Origin of the sequence: Cellulomonas sp. B6 (assembly GCF_001462455.1) — a bacterium.
In the GTDB taxonomy this organism is placed as follows: Bacteria; Actinomycetota; Actinomycetes; order Actinomycetales; family Cellulomonadaceae; genus Cellulomonas.
Map to the genome: position 1 here is coordinate 1 of NZ_LNTD01000075.1, position 18,869 is coordinate 18,869.

Annotated in this window: 17 protein-coding genes; 3 read left to right on the forward strand and 14 right to left on the reverse strand. The window is 76.5% G+C overall.

Annotation, left to right across the window (positions count from 1 at the left end; genetic code table 11):
• Nucleotides 1–685 (reverse strand): metalloregulator ArsR/SmtB family transcription factor (locus ATM99_RS06845; RefSeq protein WP_062102171.1); only part of this gene is annotated, 685 nt, incomplete at its 3' end.
• A gap of 166 nt (nucleotides 686–851) precedes the next feature.
• Nucleotides 852–1,331, reverse strand: coding sequence for a hypothetical protein (locus ATM99_RS06850; RefSeq protein WP_062102172.1), 480 nt, complete (start codon nucleotides 1,329–1,331; stop codon nucleotides 852–854).
• A 189-nt stretch (nucleotides 1,332–1,520) separates the two neighbouring features.
• Here ATM99_RS06850 and ATM99_RS06855 point away from each other — a divergent pair, with 189 nt between their 5' ends.
• From ATM99_RS06855 to ATM99_RS06865, 3 genes are all read left to right on the forward strand, one after another.
• The gene (locus ATM99_RS06855; RefSeq protein ID WP_062102173.1) at nucleotides 1,521–2,459 is read left to right on the forward strand and encodes an ABC transporter ATP-binding protein; all 939 of its coding nucleotides are present in this window, start codon (nucleotides 1,521–1,523) and stop codon (nucleotides 2,457–2,459) included.
• The gene (locus ATM99_RS06860) at nucleotides 2,456–3,235 is read left to right on the forward strand and encodes an ABC transporter permease (RefSeq protein ID WP_062102174.1); all 780 of its coding nucleotides are present in this window, start codon (nucleotides 2,456–2,458) and stop codon (nucleotides 3,233–3,235) included. The genes ATM99_RS06855 and ATM99_RS06860 overlap by 4 nt, the downstream gene beginning before the upstream one ends.
• A 92-nt stretch (nucleotides 3,236–3,327) precedes the next feature.
• Nucleotides 3,328–4,347: a heme A synthase gene (locus ATM99_RS06865; RefSeq protein WP_369798013.1), complete on the forward strand. Its 1,020-nt coding sequence runs from the start codon at nucleotides 3,328–3,330 to the stop codon at nucleotides 4,345–4,347.
• A 71-nt stretch (nucleotides 4,348–4,418) separates the two neighbouring features.
• On the opposite strand, the gene ATM99_RS06870 is transcribed toward ATM99_RS06865, so the two are convergent.
• From ATM99_RS06870 to ATM99_RS06925, 12 genes are all read right to left on the reverse strand, one after another.
• Nucleotides 4,419–5,027, reverse strand: coding sequence for an NUDIX domain-containing protein (locus ATM99_RS06870; RefSeq protein ID WP_062102176.1), 609 nt, complete (start codon nucleotides 5,025–5,027; stop codon nucleotides 4,419–4,421).
• Nucleotides 5,024–6,688, reverse strand: a complete 1,665-nt coding sequence (locus ATM99_RS06875; protein WP_062102177.1) for a CTP synthase — start codon at nucleotides 6,686–6,688, stop codon at nucleotides 5,024–5,026. The genes ATM99_RS06870 and ATM99_RS06875 overlap by 4 nt, the downstream gene beginning before the upstream one ends.
• Nucleotides 6,689–6,760: 72 nt before the next feature.
• On the reverse strand, nucleotides 6,761–8,467 hold the full coding sequence (gene murJ, locus ATM99_RS06880; RefSeq protein WP_062102186.1) for a murein biosynthesis integral membrane protein MurJ: 1,707 nt from the start codon (nucleotides 8,465–8,467) through the stop codon (nucleotides 6,761–6,763).
• Nucleotides 8,464–9,354: a hypothetical protein gene (locus tag ATM99_RS06885; protein WP_062102178.1), complete on the reverse strand. Its 891-nt coding sequence runs from the start codon at nucleotides 9,352–9,354 to the stop codon at nucleotides 8,464–8,466. Before ATM99_RS06885 ends, murJ begins: the two co-directional genes overlap by 4 nt.
• Nucleotides 9,351–10,436, reverse strand: coding sequence for a copper transporter (locus ATM99_RS06890; RefSeq protein WP_062102179.1), 1,086 nt, complete (start codon nucleotides 10,434–10,436; stop codon nucleotides 9,351–9,353). The genes ATM99_RS06885 and ATM99_RS06890 overlap by 4 nt, the downstream gene beginning before the upstream one ends.
• Before the next feature lie 103 nt (nucleotides 10,437–10,539).
• Nucleotides 10,540–11,727: a putative cytokinetic ring protein SteA gene (gene steA, locus ATM99_RS06895; RefSeq protein WP_062102180.1), complete on the reverse strand. Its 1,188-nt coding sequence runs from the start codon at nucleotides 11,725–11,727 to the stop codon at nucleotides 10,540–10,542.
• 6 nt (nucleotides 11,728–11,733) lie between these two features.
• Nucleotides 11,734–13,470: a DNA repair protein RecN gene (gene recN / locus ATM99_RS06900; protein WP_062102181.1), complete on the reverse strand. Its 1,737-nt coding sequence runs from the start codon at nucleotides 13,468–13,470 to the stop codon at nucleotides 11,734–11,736.
• Complete coding sequence (locus ATM99_RS06905; RefSeq protein ID WP_062102182.1) at nucleotides 13,467–14,339, reverse strand: NAD kinase; 873 nt, start codon at nucleotides 14,337–14,339, stop codon at nucleotides 13,467–13,469. Before ATM99_RS06905 ends, recN begins: the two co-directional genes overlap by 4 nt.
• Nucleotides 14,336–15,199, reverse strand: a complete 864-nt coding sequence (locus ATM99_RS06910) for a TlyA family RNA methyltransferase (RefSeq protein ID WP_062102183.1) — start codon at nucleotides 15,197–15,199, stop codon at nucleotides 14,336–14,338. The genes ATM99_RS06905 and ATM99_RS06910 overlap by 4 nt, the downstream gene beginning before the upstream one ends.
• Nucleotides 15,196–15,438: a hypothetical protein gene (locus tag ATM99_RS06915; protein ID WP_062102184.1), complete on the reverse strand. Its 243-nt coding sequence runs from the start codon at nucleotides 15,436–15,438 to the stop codon at nucleotides 15,196–15,198. The genes ATM99_RS06910 and ATM99_RS06915 overlap by 4 nt, the downstream gene beginning before the upstream one ends.
• A gap of 152 nt (nucleotides 15,439–15,590) precedes the next feature.
• Nucleotides 15,591–16,601 (reverse strand): HAD-IIA family hydrolase, encoded by a 1,011-nt coding sequence (locus tag ATM99_RS06920; protein WP_062102185.1) that lies wholly within the window; start codon nucleotides 16,599–16,601, stop codon nucleotides 15,591–15,593.
• On the reverse strand, nucleotides 16,598–17,452 hold the full coding sequence (locus ATM99_RS06925; protein WP_223304850.1) for a hypothetical protein: 855 nt from the start codon (nucleotides 17,450–17,452) through the stop codon (nucleotides 16,598–16,600). The genes ATM99_RS06920 and ATM99_RS06925 overlap by 4 nt, the downstream gene beginning before the upstream one ends.
• Nucleotides 17,453–18,869 lie beyond the last annotated feature (1,417 nt).

Consider the following 18,869-nt stretch of genomic DNA (forward strand, 5'->3'; position numbering starts at 1 on the left):
GCACGCTCGTGGTGCACACGTGCCCGCCGGACGTGAGGGTGGACAGCCGCTGGACGTGCACGCCCAGCAGGCGGCCGAACGCACGCGTCTCGGCCTCGCACAGCTGCGGGAACTGGGCGGCGATCTCCTGCACGGGGCAGTGCCCCTGGCAGAGCTGGACCGCCGAGGCGCCCGGCACGGGTCGCGCCGACGCGGCGTAGCCGTCGCCCGCGAGCGCGAGCGCGAGCGCCTCGGCGCGGGCCGCGACGTCGCCCCCGGCGGCCTCGACGGTCGCGGCGTGCCGGTCCTCGAGCTCGCGCACGCGGTGCTCGGCGAAGCGCTCGAGCGCCTCGGGCCCGGCGGCGTGCGCGAGGAAGTGCAGCGCGTCGGCGGCGATCTCGGCGTAGCCCTGCGAGAGCGCGGCCTGGCCCTGCGCGGTCACGACGTACCGGCGGGCGGGGCGGCCGCGGCCGCGGCTCGCGGCGGGGCCCTCGTGGACGGCGATCTGCTCGGCCTGCTCGAGCGCCTGCAGGTGGCGCCGCACGCCGGCCGCGGCCAGGTCGAGCGCACCGGCGAGGTCGGCGGCGCTCACGGGTCCGTCGGCGGCGACGAGCTGCAGCAGCCGGCGGCGCGTGGACGCGTCGTGGTCGACAGCGGCGTCGGGCGCGGCACGCTCGGCCCGGCGGCTCGTCGCGGACCCGGTCATGCGCACCTCCCGCTGACGTCGGTGGGCGGGTGGTTCGCCGTGCGGCGTCCCGACCCGGTGGGCGCACGCGCACCCGATATCGGCAACATCCTTGTTGCCGAAATCCATCCCCGCAAGCAAGGTCACCCTTCGCGGACCCGCCACGCCGGCGCCGCGGTGAGGTGGGTCACAGGGTGGCCGCGCCCTCCGCCCGCCGCGCGCGGGCCGCCGCGAGCGAGATGCGGCTCGACTCGACCTGGTCGGACGGCGCCCCCTCGCGCGTGCGCCGGTCCAGCGCCGACGCGAAGAGCGCCTCCGCCTCGGCGTACCGCCCCGCGTCGTAGCGCGCCCGGCCCTGACCCTGGTCGGCGAACGCGAGCACGGACGCGCAGTCCCGACGCACCGCCTCGCCCGCACCCGGCGCGTCGTGCGCCGCGCCCGCCGCCCGGCGCACGGCGTCGACGAGTCGGTCGGCATCGTCGAGCCGGCCCCGCCAGTGCAGCACGTGCGAGAGCCGCAGCATCGGGCGCCACGCCCCGGACGGCACGGCCGGGCCGCCGTCCCCCGCCTCGCCGCCGGCCTCGAGACGTTCGACGTGCTCCCACGTCGCCCCGACGTCCTGCGGCACCTCCCGCAGGGTCGTCGTGTCGATGCGGTACGTGACCACGGGGGCTCCTGCCTGCTCGGACGACGGGACGTGCGCGCGACGCACGCGGTGGCGGGACGATCGGGACATCTGCGACCCACCGGGCGGACACGCTAGAGCACGTCCCGGGTCGTCGCGCGCGTGTCCACGCGCCGACCGCCGACCACTCCTCGCGTCGCCCACCGGGAGGAGCACCTAGACTCCCTCGACGTGCCGCACTCCCCCGCCGTCGAGGTCCGCGGTCTCGTCAAGTCGTACGACGGGCGCGCCGTGGTCGACGGCCTCGACCTCACCGCGCCCGCGGGTGCGGTGACCGCCGTGCTCGGCCCCAACGGCGCGGGCAAGACCACGACCGTCGAGTGCTGCGAGGGCCTGCGGTCCCCCGACGCGGGCACGGTCCGCGTCCTGGGGCTCGACCCGGTCGCCGACGGGCCCGCGCTGCGACCCCGCGTGGGCGTGATGCTGCAGGACGGCGGGCTGCCCACGGGGGTCCGCGCACGCGAGATGCTCGACCACGTCGCGCGCATGTACGCCGACCCGCTGCCCACCGACGCGCTCGCCGAGCGCCTCGGCATCGACGCGTTCGCCCGCACGACGGTCCGCCGGCTGTCGGGCGGCCAGCGCCAGCGCCTCGCGCTCGCCGTCGCCGTCGTCGGGCGGCCGCACGTCGTCTTCCTCGACGAGCCGAGCGCCGGCATGGACCCGCAGTCGCGGCTCGCGGTGTGGGAGCTGGTGCGCGAGCTGCGCGACACCGGTGCGGCGATCCTCCTGACGACGCACCTCATGGAGGAGGCCGAGGGGCTCGCCGACCACGTCGTGGTCGTCGACCACGGCACCGTCATCGCGCAGGGCAGCGTGCCGGAGCTGCTCGCGTCAGGCACCGGCACGCCGGGCGACGACGGCACGCTCGTGGTCCGCGTCTCGGCCGACGTCGACCCCCTCGGCCTGCGCGAACGCCTCGGTCCCGGGTTCGCGGTCGAGCACCGGTCCGCGTCCTCGTTCGCGGTTACCGGGCCCGTGCGACCCACGACGGTCGCCGCGGTCACGACGTGGCTCGCGGAGCGCGACGTGCTCGTGACCCGGCTCGACACGGGCCGGCGCACGCTCGAGGACGTGTTCCTCGACCTCACCGGACGGAGCCTGCGATGACCGCCGCCGCCGAGCGGGCCGCGCCCGTGCCCCGGCCCGCACCCGCCCGACGCCGGGTGCTCGCGCAGGCCGCGTTCGAGGCGCGCATGATCCTGCGCAACGGCGAGCAGGTGCTCGTCACCGCAATCGTCCCCGTCCTCGCGCTCGTCGGGCTCGTGCAGGGCACGTTCGTCGAGCTCGACACCGCGGGCGCGTCGCGCATCGACTTCCTCGCCCCCGGGATCCTGGCGCTCGCCGTCATGACGGCGTCGTTCACGTCGCAGGCCATCGCGACCGCGTTCGACCGCCGCAACGGCGTGCTGCGCCTCATGGCCACCACACCGCTCGGGCGCGGCGGGCTGCTCGCGGGCAAGGTGCTGGGCGTGCTCGCGGTCGAGGCCGTGCAGGTGGTCGTCATCGGCGCGGCGGCGCTCGCGCTCGGGTGGCGCCCCGACCCGGGCGGCCTCGTGCTCGCGCTGGTCGGCGTGGTGCTGGGCACGGGCGCGTTCACGGGGCTCGCGCTGCTCGTGGCGGGCACGCTGCGCGCCGAGGCGGTGCTCGCCCTGGCGAACCTGCTGCTGCTCGTGCTCGCTCTCGGCGGCGGCGTCATCGTGCCGGCCGACCGGCTTCCGGGTCCCGTCGCGGCCGTCGCGACGTGGCTGCCCTCGGGCGCGCTCGGCGACGTGCTGCGCGCCACGCTCGTCGACGGCACGCTCCCTGTCGTGCCCGTGCTGGTGCTCGCGGGCTGGACCCTCGTGCTCGGGGCGCTCACCGCGCGCCTGTTCCGCTGGCACTGACGCGCGCACCGCGGCGCGACTGAGACGCACACCGCACCCGGCGGCGTCCCGCACGGGCCACGGCAGGCGGCGCGCCGCCTACCCTGGACCCCGTGACCGGCACCGTCCCCGCCCCCGCGTCCGCACCGTCCCTGCTCGAGCGGCTGCGCCCCCGCTGGACGATGCGCGCGGTCGTCGCGAACCTCGTCGCGCAGGTCCTCATCGTCGTGACCGGCGGCGCGGTGCGCCTGACCGGCTCGGGGCTCGGCTGCTCGACGTGGCCGCAGTGCGAGCCCGGGCAGTTCGCGCCGGTGTTCCACGACGAGATGGGCATCCACCCCGTCATCGAGTTCGGGAACCGCACCCTCACCGGCGTGCTCGTGGTGCTCGCGGTGGCGGTGGCGCTGCTCGCGGGCCGCGACCGAAACCGCACCAGCACGTACCGCGCGTGGGCGTGGGCGCCGATCGTCGGCGTCGCGATCCAGGCGGTCGTGGGCGGCATCACCGTCCTGGTCGACCTGCACCCGGCCGTCGTCGGGTCGCACTTCCTGATCTCGATGGTCCTGGTGGCCGTCTCCGCGTGGCTCCTGGTCCGGACGCGCGAGGGCGACGGCGACGCGACCCCGGTGGTCGGCCCGCGGGTCCGCGCGCTGGCGGGGCTGCTGGCGGGGCTCGGCGTCGTGGTCCTCGTGCTGGGCGTCGTCGTCACCGGGGCCGGGCCCCACTCGGGCGACGACGAGGTCGGCTACCGGTTCGCGGTCGACCCGTACGTCATGGCCCGCGTGCACGCCCTGTCGGTGTGGGCGTTCGTGGGGACGCTCGGCGTCGTCATCGGGGTGCTGGCGCGCGCCCGGCGAGCGGTCGGCCCCGCCTACGAGCGGGCCGACGGGCTCGCGCAGCCCGCGCGGGGCGTCGCCGGCACGACGGGTGTCGCACCCGCCGCGGTCGGCACCGACCGCGCGCTGCGCTCGGCGCTCGCGCTGCTGGGCGTGACGCTCGCGCAGGGGCTCGTCGGCTACGTCCAGCTGTTCACGGGGCTGCCGATCGCCCTGGTGAACCTCCACATGCTCGGTGCCGCGGCGCTGACGGCGCTGCTCGCGCTGTTCCTCGGCACGCTGCGCGTGCGCCGCTGACTCCCGCGACGGGCCGGACGCGCCGCGCCCCCGGACCTCGAGGTCCGGGGGCGCAGCGCTGACTCCTCCGCTCAGGCGGGCGTGACCTCGGTCAGGGTCGACCACCCGGCCGCACGCGCGGCCGACGCGGCGAGGACCCCCGTGACCGTCGTCGGGCAGTGCAGGCGCCCCGCGAGCACGGCGGCGACGGCCTCGTCGAGCGGCACCCACACGGGGACCATCGACGCCTCCTCCTCGCCGCGCACGTAGCGCTCCCCCGCGGGCACCTCCGTGAGGTCGCGCGCCAGGAACACCGTGATGCGCTCGTCCGAGCCGCCGGGCGAGCTGAAGAACTCCACGAGCCGCCACCACCGGCCGGCCACGAGGTCCGCCTCCTCGGCGAGCTCGCGCGCGGCCGCCGTCACGAGGTCCTCGCCCTCGACGTCGAGCAGGCCGGCGGGCGGCTCCCACAGCTCGTGCCGCACCGGGTGGCGGTACTGCTGCAGCAGCAGCACGCGGTCCTGCTCGTCGAGCGCGACCACCGCGACGGCGCCGGGGTGGTCGACGTACTCGCGGACGACGTCGCCGTCGTCGAGGCTCACGGTGTCGGACACCAGGTCCCACACGCGGCCGGTGTGCAGCAGCCGGTGCTCGACGACGTCCCGCTCCCGCGGGACGTCGACCAGCCGGTGCTCGCTCACGCGGGGTTCCGCGCCGCGAGGGCCGCGCCCACGAGGCCCGCGAACAGCGGGTGCGCACGCGTCGGGCGGGACTTGAACTCGGGGTGCGCCTGCGTCGCGACGTAGAACGGGTGCTGCTCGCGCGGCAGCTCGACGAACTCCACGAGCGAGGAGTCGGGCGAGACGCCCGAGATCACGAGGCCCGCGGCCTCGAGCTGCTCGCGGTAGGCGTTGTTGACCTCGTACCGGTGGCGGTGGCGCTCGGACACCTGCTCGGTGCCGTACGCCTCGGCGACGACGGACCCCGGAACGAGCGTCGCGTCGTAGGCGCCCAGACGCATCGTCCCGCCCATGTCGCCCGCGCCGTCGACGATCGCGAGCTGCTCGGCCATCGTCGCGATGACCGGGTGCGGCGAGTCGGGCTCGAACTCCGAGGACGACGCGCCCTCGAGGCCCACGACGTTGCGCGCGTACTCGATGACCATGCACTGCAGGCCGAGGCACAGGCCGAGCGTGGGCACCTGGTGCTCGCGCGCCCAGCGCAGCGCGCCGAGCTTGCCCTCGATGCCGCGCACGCCGAACCCGCCGGGCACGAGCACGGCGTCCACGCCGCCCAGCGCCTCCTGCGCGCCCGCGGGCGTCTGGCAGTCGTCCGACGTCACCCAGCGGATCGTGACGCGCGCGTCGTGGTGGAACCCGCCGGCGCGCAGCGCCTCGGTCACCGAGAGGTACGCGTCGGGCAGGTCGATGTACTTGCCGACGAGCGCGACCTCGACGTGGTGCGCGGGGGTGTTCACGCGGCGCAGCAGGTCCTGCCAGCCGCTCCACTCGACGTCCCGGAACGGCAGGCCCAGGCGCTGCACGACGTACGCGTCGAGGCCCTCGGCGTGCAGCACGCGCGGGATGTCGTAGATGCTCGACGCGTCGCGCGCGATCGCGACCGAGTCGACGTCGACGTCGCAGAACAGCGCGATCTTGCGCTTGATCGACTCGGGGACCTCGCGGTCGGCGCGCAGCACGATCGCGTCGGGCAGGATGCCGATGCTGCGCAGGGCCGCGACCGAGTGCTGCGTGGGCTTGGTCTTGAGCTCGCCCGACGGGCCGATGTACGGCAGCAGCGACACGTGCAGGAAGAACACGTTGTCGCGGCCCAGGTCGTGACGCACCTGACGCGCGGCCTCGAGGAACGGCTGCGACTCGATGTCGCCGACCGTGCCGCCGATCTCCGTGATGATCACGTCGACGTCGTCCGACGCCTGCGAGCGCATGCGCTCCTTGATCTCGTCGGTGATGTGCGGGATGACCTGCACGGTGTCGCCGAGGTACTCGCCGCGGCGCTCCTTGGCGATGACGTTCGAGTAGACCTGGCCGGTCGTGACGTTGGCCGAGCCGACGAGGTTCACGTCGAGGAACCGCTCGTAGTGGCCGACGTCGAGGTCCGTCTCGGCACCGTCCTCGGTGACGAACACCTCACCGTGCTGGAACGGGTTCATCGTCCCGGGGTCGACGTTGAGGTACGGGTCGAGCTTCTGCATCGTGACCCGCAGGCCCCGCGAGCGGAGCAGGCGACCGAGGCTGCTGGCCGTCAGTCCCTTCCCCAGTGAGGAGGCGACGCCCCCCGTGACGAAGATGTGCCGGGTCAGGTTGTCCGACCGCCCGGAGAGTCGATGTGCGCGATCCATCACGGGCTTCCACCCTACCGGACGTCGGGCCCACCTCGTAGGTCCCCACCACGTCCCGCCCGGTCGACCGGCTCACACCACCGGCGGGACAGGTCCGGCGGGCGGGTCTGTCGCGGCGGTCGGGGCAGGCGCCGACGCGGTCGTCACCCCCGTCTCGGCGCGCTCGACGCTGAGCACCCCCAGGAGCGTGCCGCGGTCGAGCAGCGCGACCGCGCACACCACCACGGTCACCGCGACGACCGCACCGCCGGCCGCCGCACCGGTGGCGCTCCAGACGTCGTCACCCACCAGCCGCAGGACCGTCGTCGCCACGGCGCGTCCCGCGAGCGCACCGGCCGCGCCGGCCAGGAGCGCGACCACGGCGGTGCGCCCCAGGCCCGCGAGCGCGTCCCGCCCCGCCGCGCGTCGCAGCGCGACGACGGCTGCCAGCCCACCCGCAGCCATCCCGACCGTCGTGGCCAGGCCGATCGCCCGCAGCACGCCCACGGGGTCGGCGCCGCCCGCGAGCACGGCCAGCAGCGGTGCCAGCACCGCGAGGGTGCCCCAGCCCACCACGTTGGTCGTGATCGCGGCCCGCGCCCGTTCGACGGCGTACAGCGTGCGGGAGACGTGGAACATCACCGCGAGGCCGACCACGCCCGCCGGCATCCAGGTGAGGAGCACGTCCATCGCCTCGAGGAGGCCCGAGCCCCGGCCCGGGGTGATCCGCGCGAACAGGGTCGCGACCGCCTGCCCCCCGGCCAGGACCGCCGCGGCGCCGAGCGCGCCGACCAGCAGAACCGCCCGCGTGGTGACCGCGGACGTGGCGGCGAAGCGTCGCGCGTCCCCCGCCGCGGCGTGCGCCGCGACGCGCGGGAAGGTGGAGGTGGCCAGCGGGACCACGAGCACCGCGTACGGCAGCAGGTAGACCTGCTGCGCGTACACGATGGCCGAGTAGCCGCGCCCGTCGCTCGGCAGCAGGCCGTTCGCGACGAGCCACACGGCGAGAACCGAGAGCTGCTGCGCCGCGACCGACCCGACGCCGGCGAGGCCGAGGGCTCGGAAGCGCCGTCCGGCGTCGTCGGGGAACCGCAGCGTCGGCCGCAGCCGCACCCCCAGCCGCCGGGCGGGCAGCAGCACCGGCAGCAGCATCGCCAGGACACCGGCCGTGGTGCCCCACGCGAGCAGGTCGAGCGCCCCGGACGGCAGCGCCGTCGGGTCCACCCGTTCGCCGCGCGCGAGGGAGCCGTAGACCGCGAAGGTCGCGATGAGGACGGCCGAGTTCAGCACGGGCGCGAAGGCCGGCCAGAAGAACCTGCGATGCGCCTGCAGCACGCCGTACAGCAGCACCGTGAGGCCGTAGACCGGTACCTGCACCGCGAACACGAGGACGAAGTAGCGGACGGTGGCGGCCATCACGGGGTCACCCTTGCCCGCGTACGCCCCGACGACGCCGCTCAGCGCCGCGAGCAGGCCACCGAGGGGAACCAGCACCAGCAGCACCCAGCCGAGCGCGGCCGACACCATGCGCCCGACCTGCTCCCGGTCGGCACGGGCCACCGGTGCCGCGAGCAGCGGGACCACCGCACCGGCGAGCGCACCGCCTGCGGCGACCTCGAACAGCATGTTCGGCAGCAGGTTGGCGGCGTTGTAGGCGTCGGCGATGCTCTCCGAGCCGACCGTCGCGTTGAGCACGAGCGTGCGCACGAGCCCGAGCGCGCGGCTGACGACCGTGACGACGGCGATCAGCGCCGCGGCGCCGAGCAACCCCTGCAGCGTGCGGCGCAGCCGCCCGCTCATGCCGCGTCGCGGCCCGCCGCGCGGCCGGCCGCGGCCGGGACGTGCGCGGGGCGGCGGCCCCACGCGTCGAGATCGCGCAGCACGGGCGTGCGCTCGATGACGCGCGTGAAGCTGACGCGCTCGCTCGCCAGCGTGAGGCCGACGACGACGGCCAGCGCACCGAGGCGCACCTGGCGGGGCGCACCGAGCACGAGTGCCGTGCCGAGCGCGGCGCCCAGGGCGTTGGCGCCCGAGTCCCCGAGCATGTCGGTCTCGGCGAGGTCGGCCTCGACGGCGCTCGAGGCGGCACCCAGCACCGCCGCGGCGACCCCGCCGCCGGGCGTCGCGACCAGCGGCGCCGCGACGAGCGCCGACGCCTTGAGCGCGCGGCCCGGGCGCAGGTCGAGCAGGTTGACGAGGTTCGCGGTGCCCGCGACGAGGGCCGTGGACGCGAGGGTGTCGGCGACGCGGGCCACGGGCCGTGCGGCGGCACCGCCGGCGGGCGGGGCCAGCGCCGCGGCGGCCAGCGCGCTCGCGCCGATCCCGAGGACCTTGAGACCACCGGTGGTCAGGCGGCCGTGCGCCAGCGCGCCGAGGTGCCCGCGCAGCCCTTTCGTGCGGGTCGAGGTGTCCTCGCGCAGGTCGTCGACGAGCCCGAACGCCCCGGAGCCCGCGACGGCGACCGCGGCGGCGGCGGTCGCACGCGCGCCACCGGCGCCCACGAGCGCGCCGGCGAGCACGCCGAGCGCGAGCGAGGGACCCTCCAGCAGGCTCACGGGCTCACCGCGGTGGTTGGTACGCGTCCACGTCGCGGCACCGCCCGGCGGCTGCCAGTCGAGCGCGCCACGGACGGCCGACGTGACGCTCGCGGCACCGAACGCCGCCCCCAGGCGACGCGCGACGCTCACCCGGCACCGCCGTCGTCGCCGGCGGGTGCACCGCCCTCGCCCTCGGGCGCGGTCGGCTCGCCGCCCTCACCCGTCGGGGCCGCGTCGCCGCCCGGCACCGCGGGGGTGCGGTCCACCGGCGTCAGCTGCACGGCCGGGGGCAGCGGCGTGAGGCCGTCGCCGTAGCCGTAGTGCGCCGGCTGCCCGGCGATGCTGGTCGCGAGCGCGAGCGGCACGACCACCTGCCCGGCGACGGTCGTCGCGTCGGCGACGGTCGTGAGAGCACCGGTCAGGTCGCCGTCCGCGCGCGCCGCCGCCACGAGGCTGTCGCCGCTGCGGGTGTTGCCGGCCAGGACGGCGCCCTCGGAGAGCCGCTGCGCGGCCGAGGCGACCGCGAGGTGCGCCTGCGTGGCCGCGGCCACGGCGTCCGGCGACGGTGTCGCGCCGGAGGCGGCGCGCGCGGTGCCGACGACCACGACGACCGCGTCGGCCGGGCGCGTGACGTCCTGCGCGAACGAGACCAGCGCGCGGTCGCCCTCGGCGAGCACGTCGAGCAGCGACGCCGCGTTCTCCGAGAGCGTGTCGGGCGACGTCGAGTCGGCGCCGGTCAGCCCCGAGACGAGCGCCTCGGCCAGCTCGACGTCCGTCCCGGCGTCGGCGGCCGGCGGAGCGGCGAGGTAGGAGACGAGCGTGCCCGCGAGGGTGCGCCGGTACGTCGCCAGGCTCGGGTCGGTCCAGGTGTCGTTGACCGTGGCCGTGGCCGAGACGGTCGCACCGGCGCGCGTGAGGCGGTCCGTGAGGCCCTCGACCTCGGCCGCCGGGACCTCGTCGAGCAGCACGAGCGCGACGCGGCGGTCCGTCAGCGTGCCCGGCAGCAGCCGGTCGCCGGACGCGGCGGCGTAGGCCTCGACGGCCGCGAGGTCGCCGCCCGTGGCGTCGAGCTGCGCACGCAGGTCCTCCTTCTCGGTGCGCAGCACCTCGACCTGGCCGGTCAAGGTGTCACCGATCGTCTCCTTGAGCGGCCCGGCGCCGAGGGCGATGCCGACGGCAAGAGCCAGGAAGACGGAGATGAGCGAGACGATGTGGTACCGGAAGTCGATCACGGGGTGGGGTGCTCTCGGTCGGGTGCGCGACGGGTCGCGGCGGGGCGTGCGGGCGTGGGGCCGGGGTGCGCGACGGCGGTGACCGTCGGCGCACCGGCTCGCGTCACGTCGATCCGCCGAACAGCGAACCGGCCCACGACACGAGGTCGTCCATGCGCGCGCCCACGAGGCCGATGAGGGTCTGCCCGGCGGCGGTCGACGCGAGCGCGACGCCGAGCGCGAGCAGTCCCGCGAGCACGAGCAGCGTGAGCTGCAGGTTCGAGATGCGGTGCTGGTACAGCTGCGAGACGCCCTTGGCGTCGACGAGCTTGCCGCCGACGCGCAGCCGGGTCAGGAAGGTGCTGGCCATGCCGGAGCGGCCCTTGTCGAGGAACTCCACGAGCGTGGCGTGCGTGCCGACGGCGACGATGAGCTCGGCGCCCTTGTCGTCGGCGAGCAGCATCGCGACGTCCTCGCTCGTGCCGGTCGCGGGGAACACGACGTGCGGCACGCCGAGCTGCTCGACGCGCGTGATGCCGGGCGCGCGGCCGTCGCGGTAGGCGTGCACGACGATCTCCGCACCGCAGCGCAGCGCGCGGTCCGACACCGAGTCCATGTCCCCGACGATCATGTCGGGCCGCCAGCCGGCCTCGAGGATCGCGTCCGCGCCGCCGTCCACCCCGATGAGCACCGGGCGGTACTCACGGATGTACGGACGGAGCGTGACGAGGTCCTCCTTGTAGTGGTACCCGCGCACGACGATCAGCACCTGCCGGCCGTCGATGCGCGTGTCGATGTCGGGCACGCCGACGCCGTCGAGCAGGAGCTCACGCTCGCGCCGCAGGTAGTCCATCGTGTTGGCGGCGAACGACTCGAGCTGCACCGACAGCCCGGCGCGCGCCTCCTCCATCGCGGCGGCGACCGTCTCCGGCGTCTGCGCGACACCCTCGGCGACGAGCGTGTCGCCGTCATGCACCGCGCCGTCGACGATGCGCAGGACGCGCCCCTCGGTCAGCGCCATGACGTCGGGGCCGAGGTCGTCGACGAGCGGGATCCCGGCGCTCACCAGGATGTCGGGCCCGAGGTTCGGGTATCGCCCGGACGTCGAGCGTGCCGCGTTGAGCACGGCGGCCGGCCGGCAGGCCAGCAGCGCCTCGGCGGACACGCGGTCGAGGTCGAGGTGGTCGATCACGGCGATGTCGCCGGGCTTGAGACGCTTGGTCAGCGTCTTCGTCCGGGGGTCGACGCGGAGCGGCCCGACGATCTCGGCATCATCGGTCGCGGACGTACGGCGGCGCAGGGAGACTCTCATCGGGGGTCATCGTCCCACGGACTGGGCCAGGAGCTCGGCCGCGTGCGCGCGCGCCGCCTCCGAGTCGTCCTGACCCGACAGCATGCGGGCGAGCTCGCGCACCCGGTCCTCGCCGTCGACCTCCCGCACGTCGGACTCGGTGACGACGTCGACGCCGTCCGCGACGGACTTCGTGACCACCAGGTGCCGGTCGGCGAACGCGGCGACCTGGGCGAGGTGCGTGACGACGAGCACCTGCGTGCCGCCTGCGAGCCGGGCGAGCCGCTCCCCGATCTGCGTCGCGGCGCGCCCGCCGACGCCCGCGTCGACCTCGTCGAACACGAACGTGCCGGGCGTCGCGGCCCCCGAGCCCTCGGCCGTGGCCAGCGCGACCTCAAGCGCGAGCATGACGCGCGAGAGCTCACCGCCCGAGGCGCCCTTGCCGAGCGGGCGCGCGGGGGCGCCCTGGTGCGGGACGAGCAGCATCTCGACGTGGTCGGCGCCGTGCGCGCCGGGGTCGTCGGCGGGCCGCACCGCGACCTCGAGCCGCGCGCCGGCCATCGCGAGCCCCGCCAGCTCCTCGGTCACCGCCGCGGCGAGGCGCCCGGCGGCCTCCGTCCGCGTCGCGGTGATCGTCCCGGCGAGCTCGGCGACGGTCGCGTCGAGCTCGGCGCACCGCGCGCGCAGCTCGTCGACGCGCTCCTGCCCGCCGTCGAGCGCGAGCAGGCGACGCGACGCGTCCTGCGACCACGCCAGCACCGCGGCGACGTCCTCGCCGTAGCTGCGCGTCAGCGCCGTGAGCTCGGCCCGCCGGCGCTGCACGGCGTCCAGGCGGGCGGGGTCGGCCTGCAGGTCCTGGACGTACGCGGACAGCTCGGCCGCGACGTCCGCGAGCAGGTACCCGGCCTCGGCGGCGCGCACCGCCAGGGCCGCGAGCGCGGCGTCGTGGTGACCGGCCTGCTCGAGCTGACGACGCGCGTCCTCGACGAGCAGCGTCGCGGAGGCACCGCCGTCGGCCACGTCCTCGTCACCGACGAGCGCGACGTGGGCGCCCGCCGCCGCCGCGCGCAGGTCCTCGGCGTGCCCGAGCCGCTCGGCCTCGGCCGCGAGGTCGAGGTCCTCCCCCGGCTGCGGGTCGACCCTCTCGACCTCGGCGAGGCCGAGCCGCAGCAGCTCGGCCTCGCGCGTGCGCTCCTGCGCGCGCGCCACCAGGTCGTCGAGCTCGGCCCGCACCCGCGCGCGGTGCGCCCACGCGTCGGCGTGCGCGGTCAGCACCTCGGCGTGCCGCGGGCCGGCGAAGGCGTCCAGTGCGGCACGCTGGCGCGCGGACGAGCGCAGCCGCACCTGGTCGGCCTGGCCGTGCACCGTCACCAGCTCCTCGGCGATCTCGGCGAGGACGCCCTGCGGCACCGAGCGCCCGCCCAGGTGCGCGCGGGACCGGCCCGGCGAGTCGGGCGTCCCCGCGCCGACCGTGCGCAGCACGACGAGCGTGCCGTCGTCGTCGACGTCGGCACCCGCCTCGCGGGCCCGGGCGAGCGCCGCGGAGTCCTCGGGCAGCAGCACACGGCCCTCGACGGACGCACCGCTCGCACCCGTGCGCACCGTCGCGGGGTCGGCGCGCCCGCCGAGCAGCAGGCCGAGGGCCGTCAGCACCATCGTCTTGCCGGCCCCGGTCTCGCCCGTCAGGACGGTCAGCCCCGGGCCCAGCCGCACGTGCGCGCGCCCGATGACGCCCAGGTCGTCGATCCGGATCTCGTCGATCACCCCGCACCGTCCTCGTCCTCGTGGGCCGCGCCGCGCCAGCCCACCACCGGCAGGTCGAACTTCTGCACCAGGCGCGTGGTGAACGGCGCCGGGTTGAGCCGCGCGAACCGCACGGGCACGTCGCTCACGCGCACCTCGAGGCGGGCGCCGCGCGGGACCGCGTGCTGACGCCTGCCGTCGCACGTGACGACGGCCGGCGACGGCGAGCGGTCGATGATCTCGACCGCGAGGACGCTGCTGGGTCCGAGCACCAGCGGCCGCGCGAACAGCGTGTGCGCGGCGAGCGGGACCATCACCATGCCGCGGACGTCGGGCCACACGACGGGACCGCCGGCGGAGAACGCGTGCGCGGTCGAGCCGGTCGCGGTCGCCACGACGAGCCCGTCGCTGCCGAACGAGGACAGCGGCCGGCCATCGACCTCGATGACGACCTCGATCATGCGCGCGGGGTCGGTCTTCTCGAGCGCCGCCTCGTTGAGCGCCCAGCAGCCCTCGACGGTGCCGTCGGCCCCGATCACGCGCAGGTCGAGCGTCGTGCGCTCCTCGACCGCGTAGTCGCCCGCGGTCAGGCGCTGCACCGCCGTCTCGACGTCGGCCGGCTCGATCTCGGCCAGGAAGCCGACGTGCCCGAGGTTGACCCCGAGCAGCGGCACGTCCGTGCCGCGTGTCAGCTCGGCCGCGCGCAGGATCGTGCCGTCACCGCCCAGGACCACCGCGAGCTCGAAGTCGGGCAGCCCGCCGGGCGTGGTGTCGCGCGTGGCGGTCACGGGCTCGACGTCGGCGGCGCGCAGCGCGCGGACCACGGCGTCGGTCGCGGCGAGCGCCTCGGGCCGTCCGCTGTGGCGCACCAGCAGGGCACGGCGTGTCATGAGCTCTCTCCTGCTCGTCGGGCACGGTCGACGGCGTCGGCCACCGCCTGCTGCACGTCGATCTCCGGCACCGGCTCCGCCACCGGCCCCGCGCCGTCCGCACCGGCGCGCAGCCACAGCACGAACTCGACGTTGCCGTGGGCGCCGGGCAGCGTGCTCGGACGCACGTCCCGGACCACGGCACCGGCGTCCCGGGCGCACGTGACGACCCCGGTCAGGGCGTCGTGCCACAGCCGCGGGTCGCGCACGACCCCCTGCGACCCGAGCCGCTCGCGTCCGACCTCGAACTGCGGCTTGACGAGGAGGACCAGGTCCGCGCCCGGCGCCGCGACGGCGAGCAGCGGTGCGACGACGAGCGTGAGCGAGATGAACGAGAGGTCGGCGACGACCAGCCCGGGCGCCGGTGCGACGTCGCCGGCGACGAGGTCCCGGACGTTGACGTGCTCGCGGACCTCGACGCGCGGGTCGTCGCGCAGCCGGTCGACGAGCTGGCCGTGCCCGACGTCGACCGCGACGACCCGGCGCGCACCGCGCCGGAGCAGGACGTCCGTGAAGCCCCCGGTGCTGGCGCCCGCGTCGAGGCACGTGCGCCCTGCGGGGTCCGGACCGAGCGAGCCGAACGCGTCGAGCGCGTCCGCGAGCTTGTGCGCGGCGCGCGACGCGTACCCGCGGTCCGCGGGGTCGACGTCGACGGTCACCGTCTGGTCCGGCTCGACCGCCGTGGCCGCGCGGGACGCGGTCGCGCCGTCCACGCGCACGCGCCCGGCGGCGAGCAGCGAGGCGGCGTGGCCGCGCGAGCGCGCGAGCCCGCGTCGCACGAGCTCGGCGTCGAGCCGGGCCCTCGTCGTCGTCACGGTCATCCCTCGGCGTCCGCCAACCGGTCCTGGAGCGCACGGTGCACGGACTCGAACGTCGTCACCTGGGCGGCGAGCTCGAGCTCCTCGACGCCGTCGAGCAGGCGCAGCGCCTCCTCGACGGCGTCGTCCGCACCGCTCGCCGCCTCGGCGGGAGCCACGTCGCGCGCCAGCGCGGCAGCGACGACGGCTCCCGGGGTGGGTACGGCACCACCTCGACCGGGCTGCTGCACGGCTTCGCTCACGTCTCGTCCTCCAGGCTCTGGTCCGGTCGCCGTGCCACGGCTCACCGCGGGCACCGGCGGGCGGCGCTCGTCCACGCTACCCGCCGCGTGCGACACGGGCCGCGCGTCACCCACAGGCGCCCGAGGGACGCGGCCGTGGGCGCGCGCGAGCGTCAGCCCAGCTCGGGCACCCGCGCGGGGTCGAGCGTGGCACCGGCGTCGGCCGCGTCCCACGCCGCCGCGCACGCGGCGCGCACCAGGTCGACGGCGTCGGTCGGCGTCCCGTGCAGATCGAGCGCACCGTCCACGACGCGGGCGGCCGCGCCGCGGCACACCCACCACCCGTCGTCGAGCGAGGGCTCGGGGTGCGGCACCAGCAGCGCCCGCAGGTCGGCGGCGAGGTAGTGCGGCCGCTCCCCCGGCGCCGCGAGGACGGCGTCGCGCGCGGTGCTGACGCCCGTGAGCACGTGCAGCCCGGGCATGTCGCCCGCGCGCGCACCGGCGAGGTCGGTGTCGAGCCGGTCGCCGACGACGAGGGGCGCGCTCGCGCCGGCCCGTGCGACCGCGAGCCGATACATGGTGGGCGACGGCTTGCCCGCGCTGGCGGGATCGACACCGGTGGCGGCGCGGACGGCGCCCACGAGCGAACCGTTGCCCGGGGCGAAGCCGCGCGCGGTCGGCAGGCTGAGGTCGAGGTTGGACGCGACGTGCCAGGCGCCGCGCTGCACGGCGTACGCCGCCTCGGCGAGGTCCGCCCACCCGAGGTCGGGTGCGAACCCCTGCACGACGGCCACGGGCGCGTCGTCGGCCGAGGTGACGACGCGGTACCCCTTGGCGAGGACGGCGGTGTGCAGGCCGGCGCCGCCGACGACGAGGACCGGCGCACCCGGCTCGACGCGGGTCGCGAGCAGCTCGGCGGCGGCCTGGGCGGCCGTCATCACCTCGTCGGCGCGGGTCGGGATGTCCAGGCCCGTGAGCTGCTCCGCGACCGTCTCGGGCTCCCGGGACGCGTTGTTCGTGACGAAGACGAGACGCATGCCCGCCGCGCGCGCCTGCGCCAGCCCCTCGGCGGCGCCGTCGATCGGCTCGTGGCCGCGGTAGGCGACGCCGTCGAGGTCGACCAGGGCGAGGTCGTACCGGGTGGCGAGCGGCTGGTCGCAGCCCAGCAGTCCGCGGGCGCTCATCGCTCTCCCTCGTCGGTCGTCGTCGCCGGACCCGCCTCGAGGTGAGCGGCGTCATCGACGTCCGGTGACGTCCCGGCGTCGTCCGCCCCCGTGCCCTCGTCCGCCCCCGTGCCCTCGTCCGCGCCGCCCGCTGCGGTCTCGTCCGCGGGCGCGACGTCCGCGCCGGGGTGGTCGTCGTCCTCGACGAGGTCGTAGACGACCACGTCGTCCTGGTCCGGCTCGCCCGCGGCCTCGTCGAGCAGACGCTGCGGGAACGCGGCCAGCTCGGCCGCCGCGTCCTCGTGCCGACCCGACGCGGTCAACGCCGTCGAGCGCGCCTGCGCCACGCGCGCCGCGACGAGTCCGGTGAGCCCCTGGACGAGATCGCCCGAGAGGGCCGCCACGGCGGCCTCGGGCTGGCCGAGGTCGAGCCGCGCGCCGCTCACCACGATCGCGAGCTCGACGCGTGCCTCGCGGTCCAGCTGCGCGGCCTCCGGCTCCTGCGAGAGTGCGATCGCGCGCTCGGGGCGCCCGAGACCGCGCTCGGCGTCGGCCATCACGGGAAGGTGCTCGGACGAGCCGTTCAGCCGGCGCACCGTCCGCAGCTCGCGCAGCGCCTCCGCGAACCGCCCGGTGCGGTAGGCGGCGAGCCCCGCGGCCTCCCGGACGACGTCGACGCGCCCCGCACGACGCACGGCCGCCTGAGCGTGCTCGTACGCGGCCTCGGGGTCCTCGTCGATCAACCGCCCGACCATCACCAGGTGACGGCCGACACGGTCGGCGTTCTCCTTGCTCAGCGTGCGCAGACGACCGCGCACGTCGCGGTCGAGCAGCGAGAAGGTGACGTCCTCGGGCAGCGGCGGGGCGGGCACGCGCTCGACGTGCTCCGGAGCGTCGTCGACGCGGCGGGGTGCGCCACCCGCACCGGGACGCAGCGGGCGTCCCGCGCCGGCACGCAGCGGGCGCCCCGACGGGCGATCGGGGCGAGAGCCGCGAGGCCCGCCCTCCCGCTGCGGACGCGCGGACGCGTCGCGGACGGGACGCGCGCCACCGTCGTCGAACCGCCGCTGGCCACCGTCGCGCGACGGCCCTGCCGCCGCACCACGTGAGGGCCGCGCGCCGCCGTCACGGAAGGGACGTGCACCACCGCGGCGGTCGTCACCCATGCTCCCGCGCTCGTCGCGGACCTGGCCGGCGCTCCAACGGCTCGTTCCTCCCGGACGGCCGAACCCGCTCGTGCTCGGTCGACCGTCGCGCCCGCCGGATGCCGGACGGCTCCTGTCTCCGGTGCTCGGGGCGGCGGGACCGCGGCGCTCGGCGCCGGCGCCCGACCACGGGCGATCGCCACCCTGACGGGCACGCCGCTCGTCGCCAGCGTCACGCGACCCGAAGGAACGGGCACGCGACTGGCCCCCCGTGCTCCCTGCCTCACCCGCCGGTCGTCGTGACGGCGACACCGGACGCCCGGAGCCACCGACGGCACGCGACGCCCCGCCGCCGCGCTCGGGCCGTCCTGACGACCACGCGCCACGTGCCGCACCGTCACCGCCACGAGCAGGACGCTCGGGAGTCACCCCGCGTGACGCCCGCCCGGGCACGCCCTCGCGCGCCGGGCGCACCGCCGAGCCGCCCCACGCGGTCGACCGCCCACGGCCCTGCTCGGGACCGCCCGCGGAGCGTCCGCGCGAAGGACGCTCGTCGGAGCCCTCGCGCCGGGGCGCACCCCCGCCCGACCCGTCACGCGACCACGTGCCACCCCGCGACGGGACGCGGCCGCTCGACGCGCCGCCTCCACCCCGCGCTCCGCTCGAGGAGCCGGCCTCTCCACGCCCGCCGCGCGGACGGTCCGACCGCGCTTCACCGCGCGGCGACCACGCCCCGGAACCACCGGCGCGATCGCCGGTCCCACGGCCGCCGCGGGGCGCGCCTGACCCACGTGACCGGTCGGCGGATCCGCCACGCCGCAACGGTCGGTCGTCGCCCGAGCTGGTGGGCACGTCGCTGTTCATCTGTACTCCCCGTCGTCTTGTCCGCGCACCATGTTCGCATCCGCCGCAGCCGCGACGCACGCACGTGGGCGCGCTGCAGCACCGCGGGACCGCCGTCGCTGTGGCGTCGTCCGCTCGGAGCACGGCAGCCGTGAACGCGAGGTTCACGGCTCGCCGCCCCGAGGAAGCGGTGAACGACGAAAGGCCCACCCCGTGAGGGGTGGGCCTTTCGTTGAATGATTGTCCGGCGGCGTCCTACTCTCCCACACCCTGGCGAGTGCAGTACCATCGGCGCTGAAGG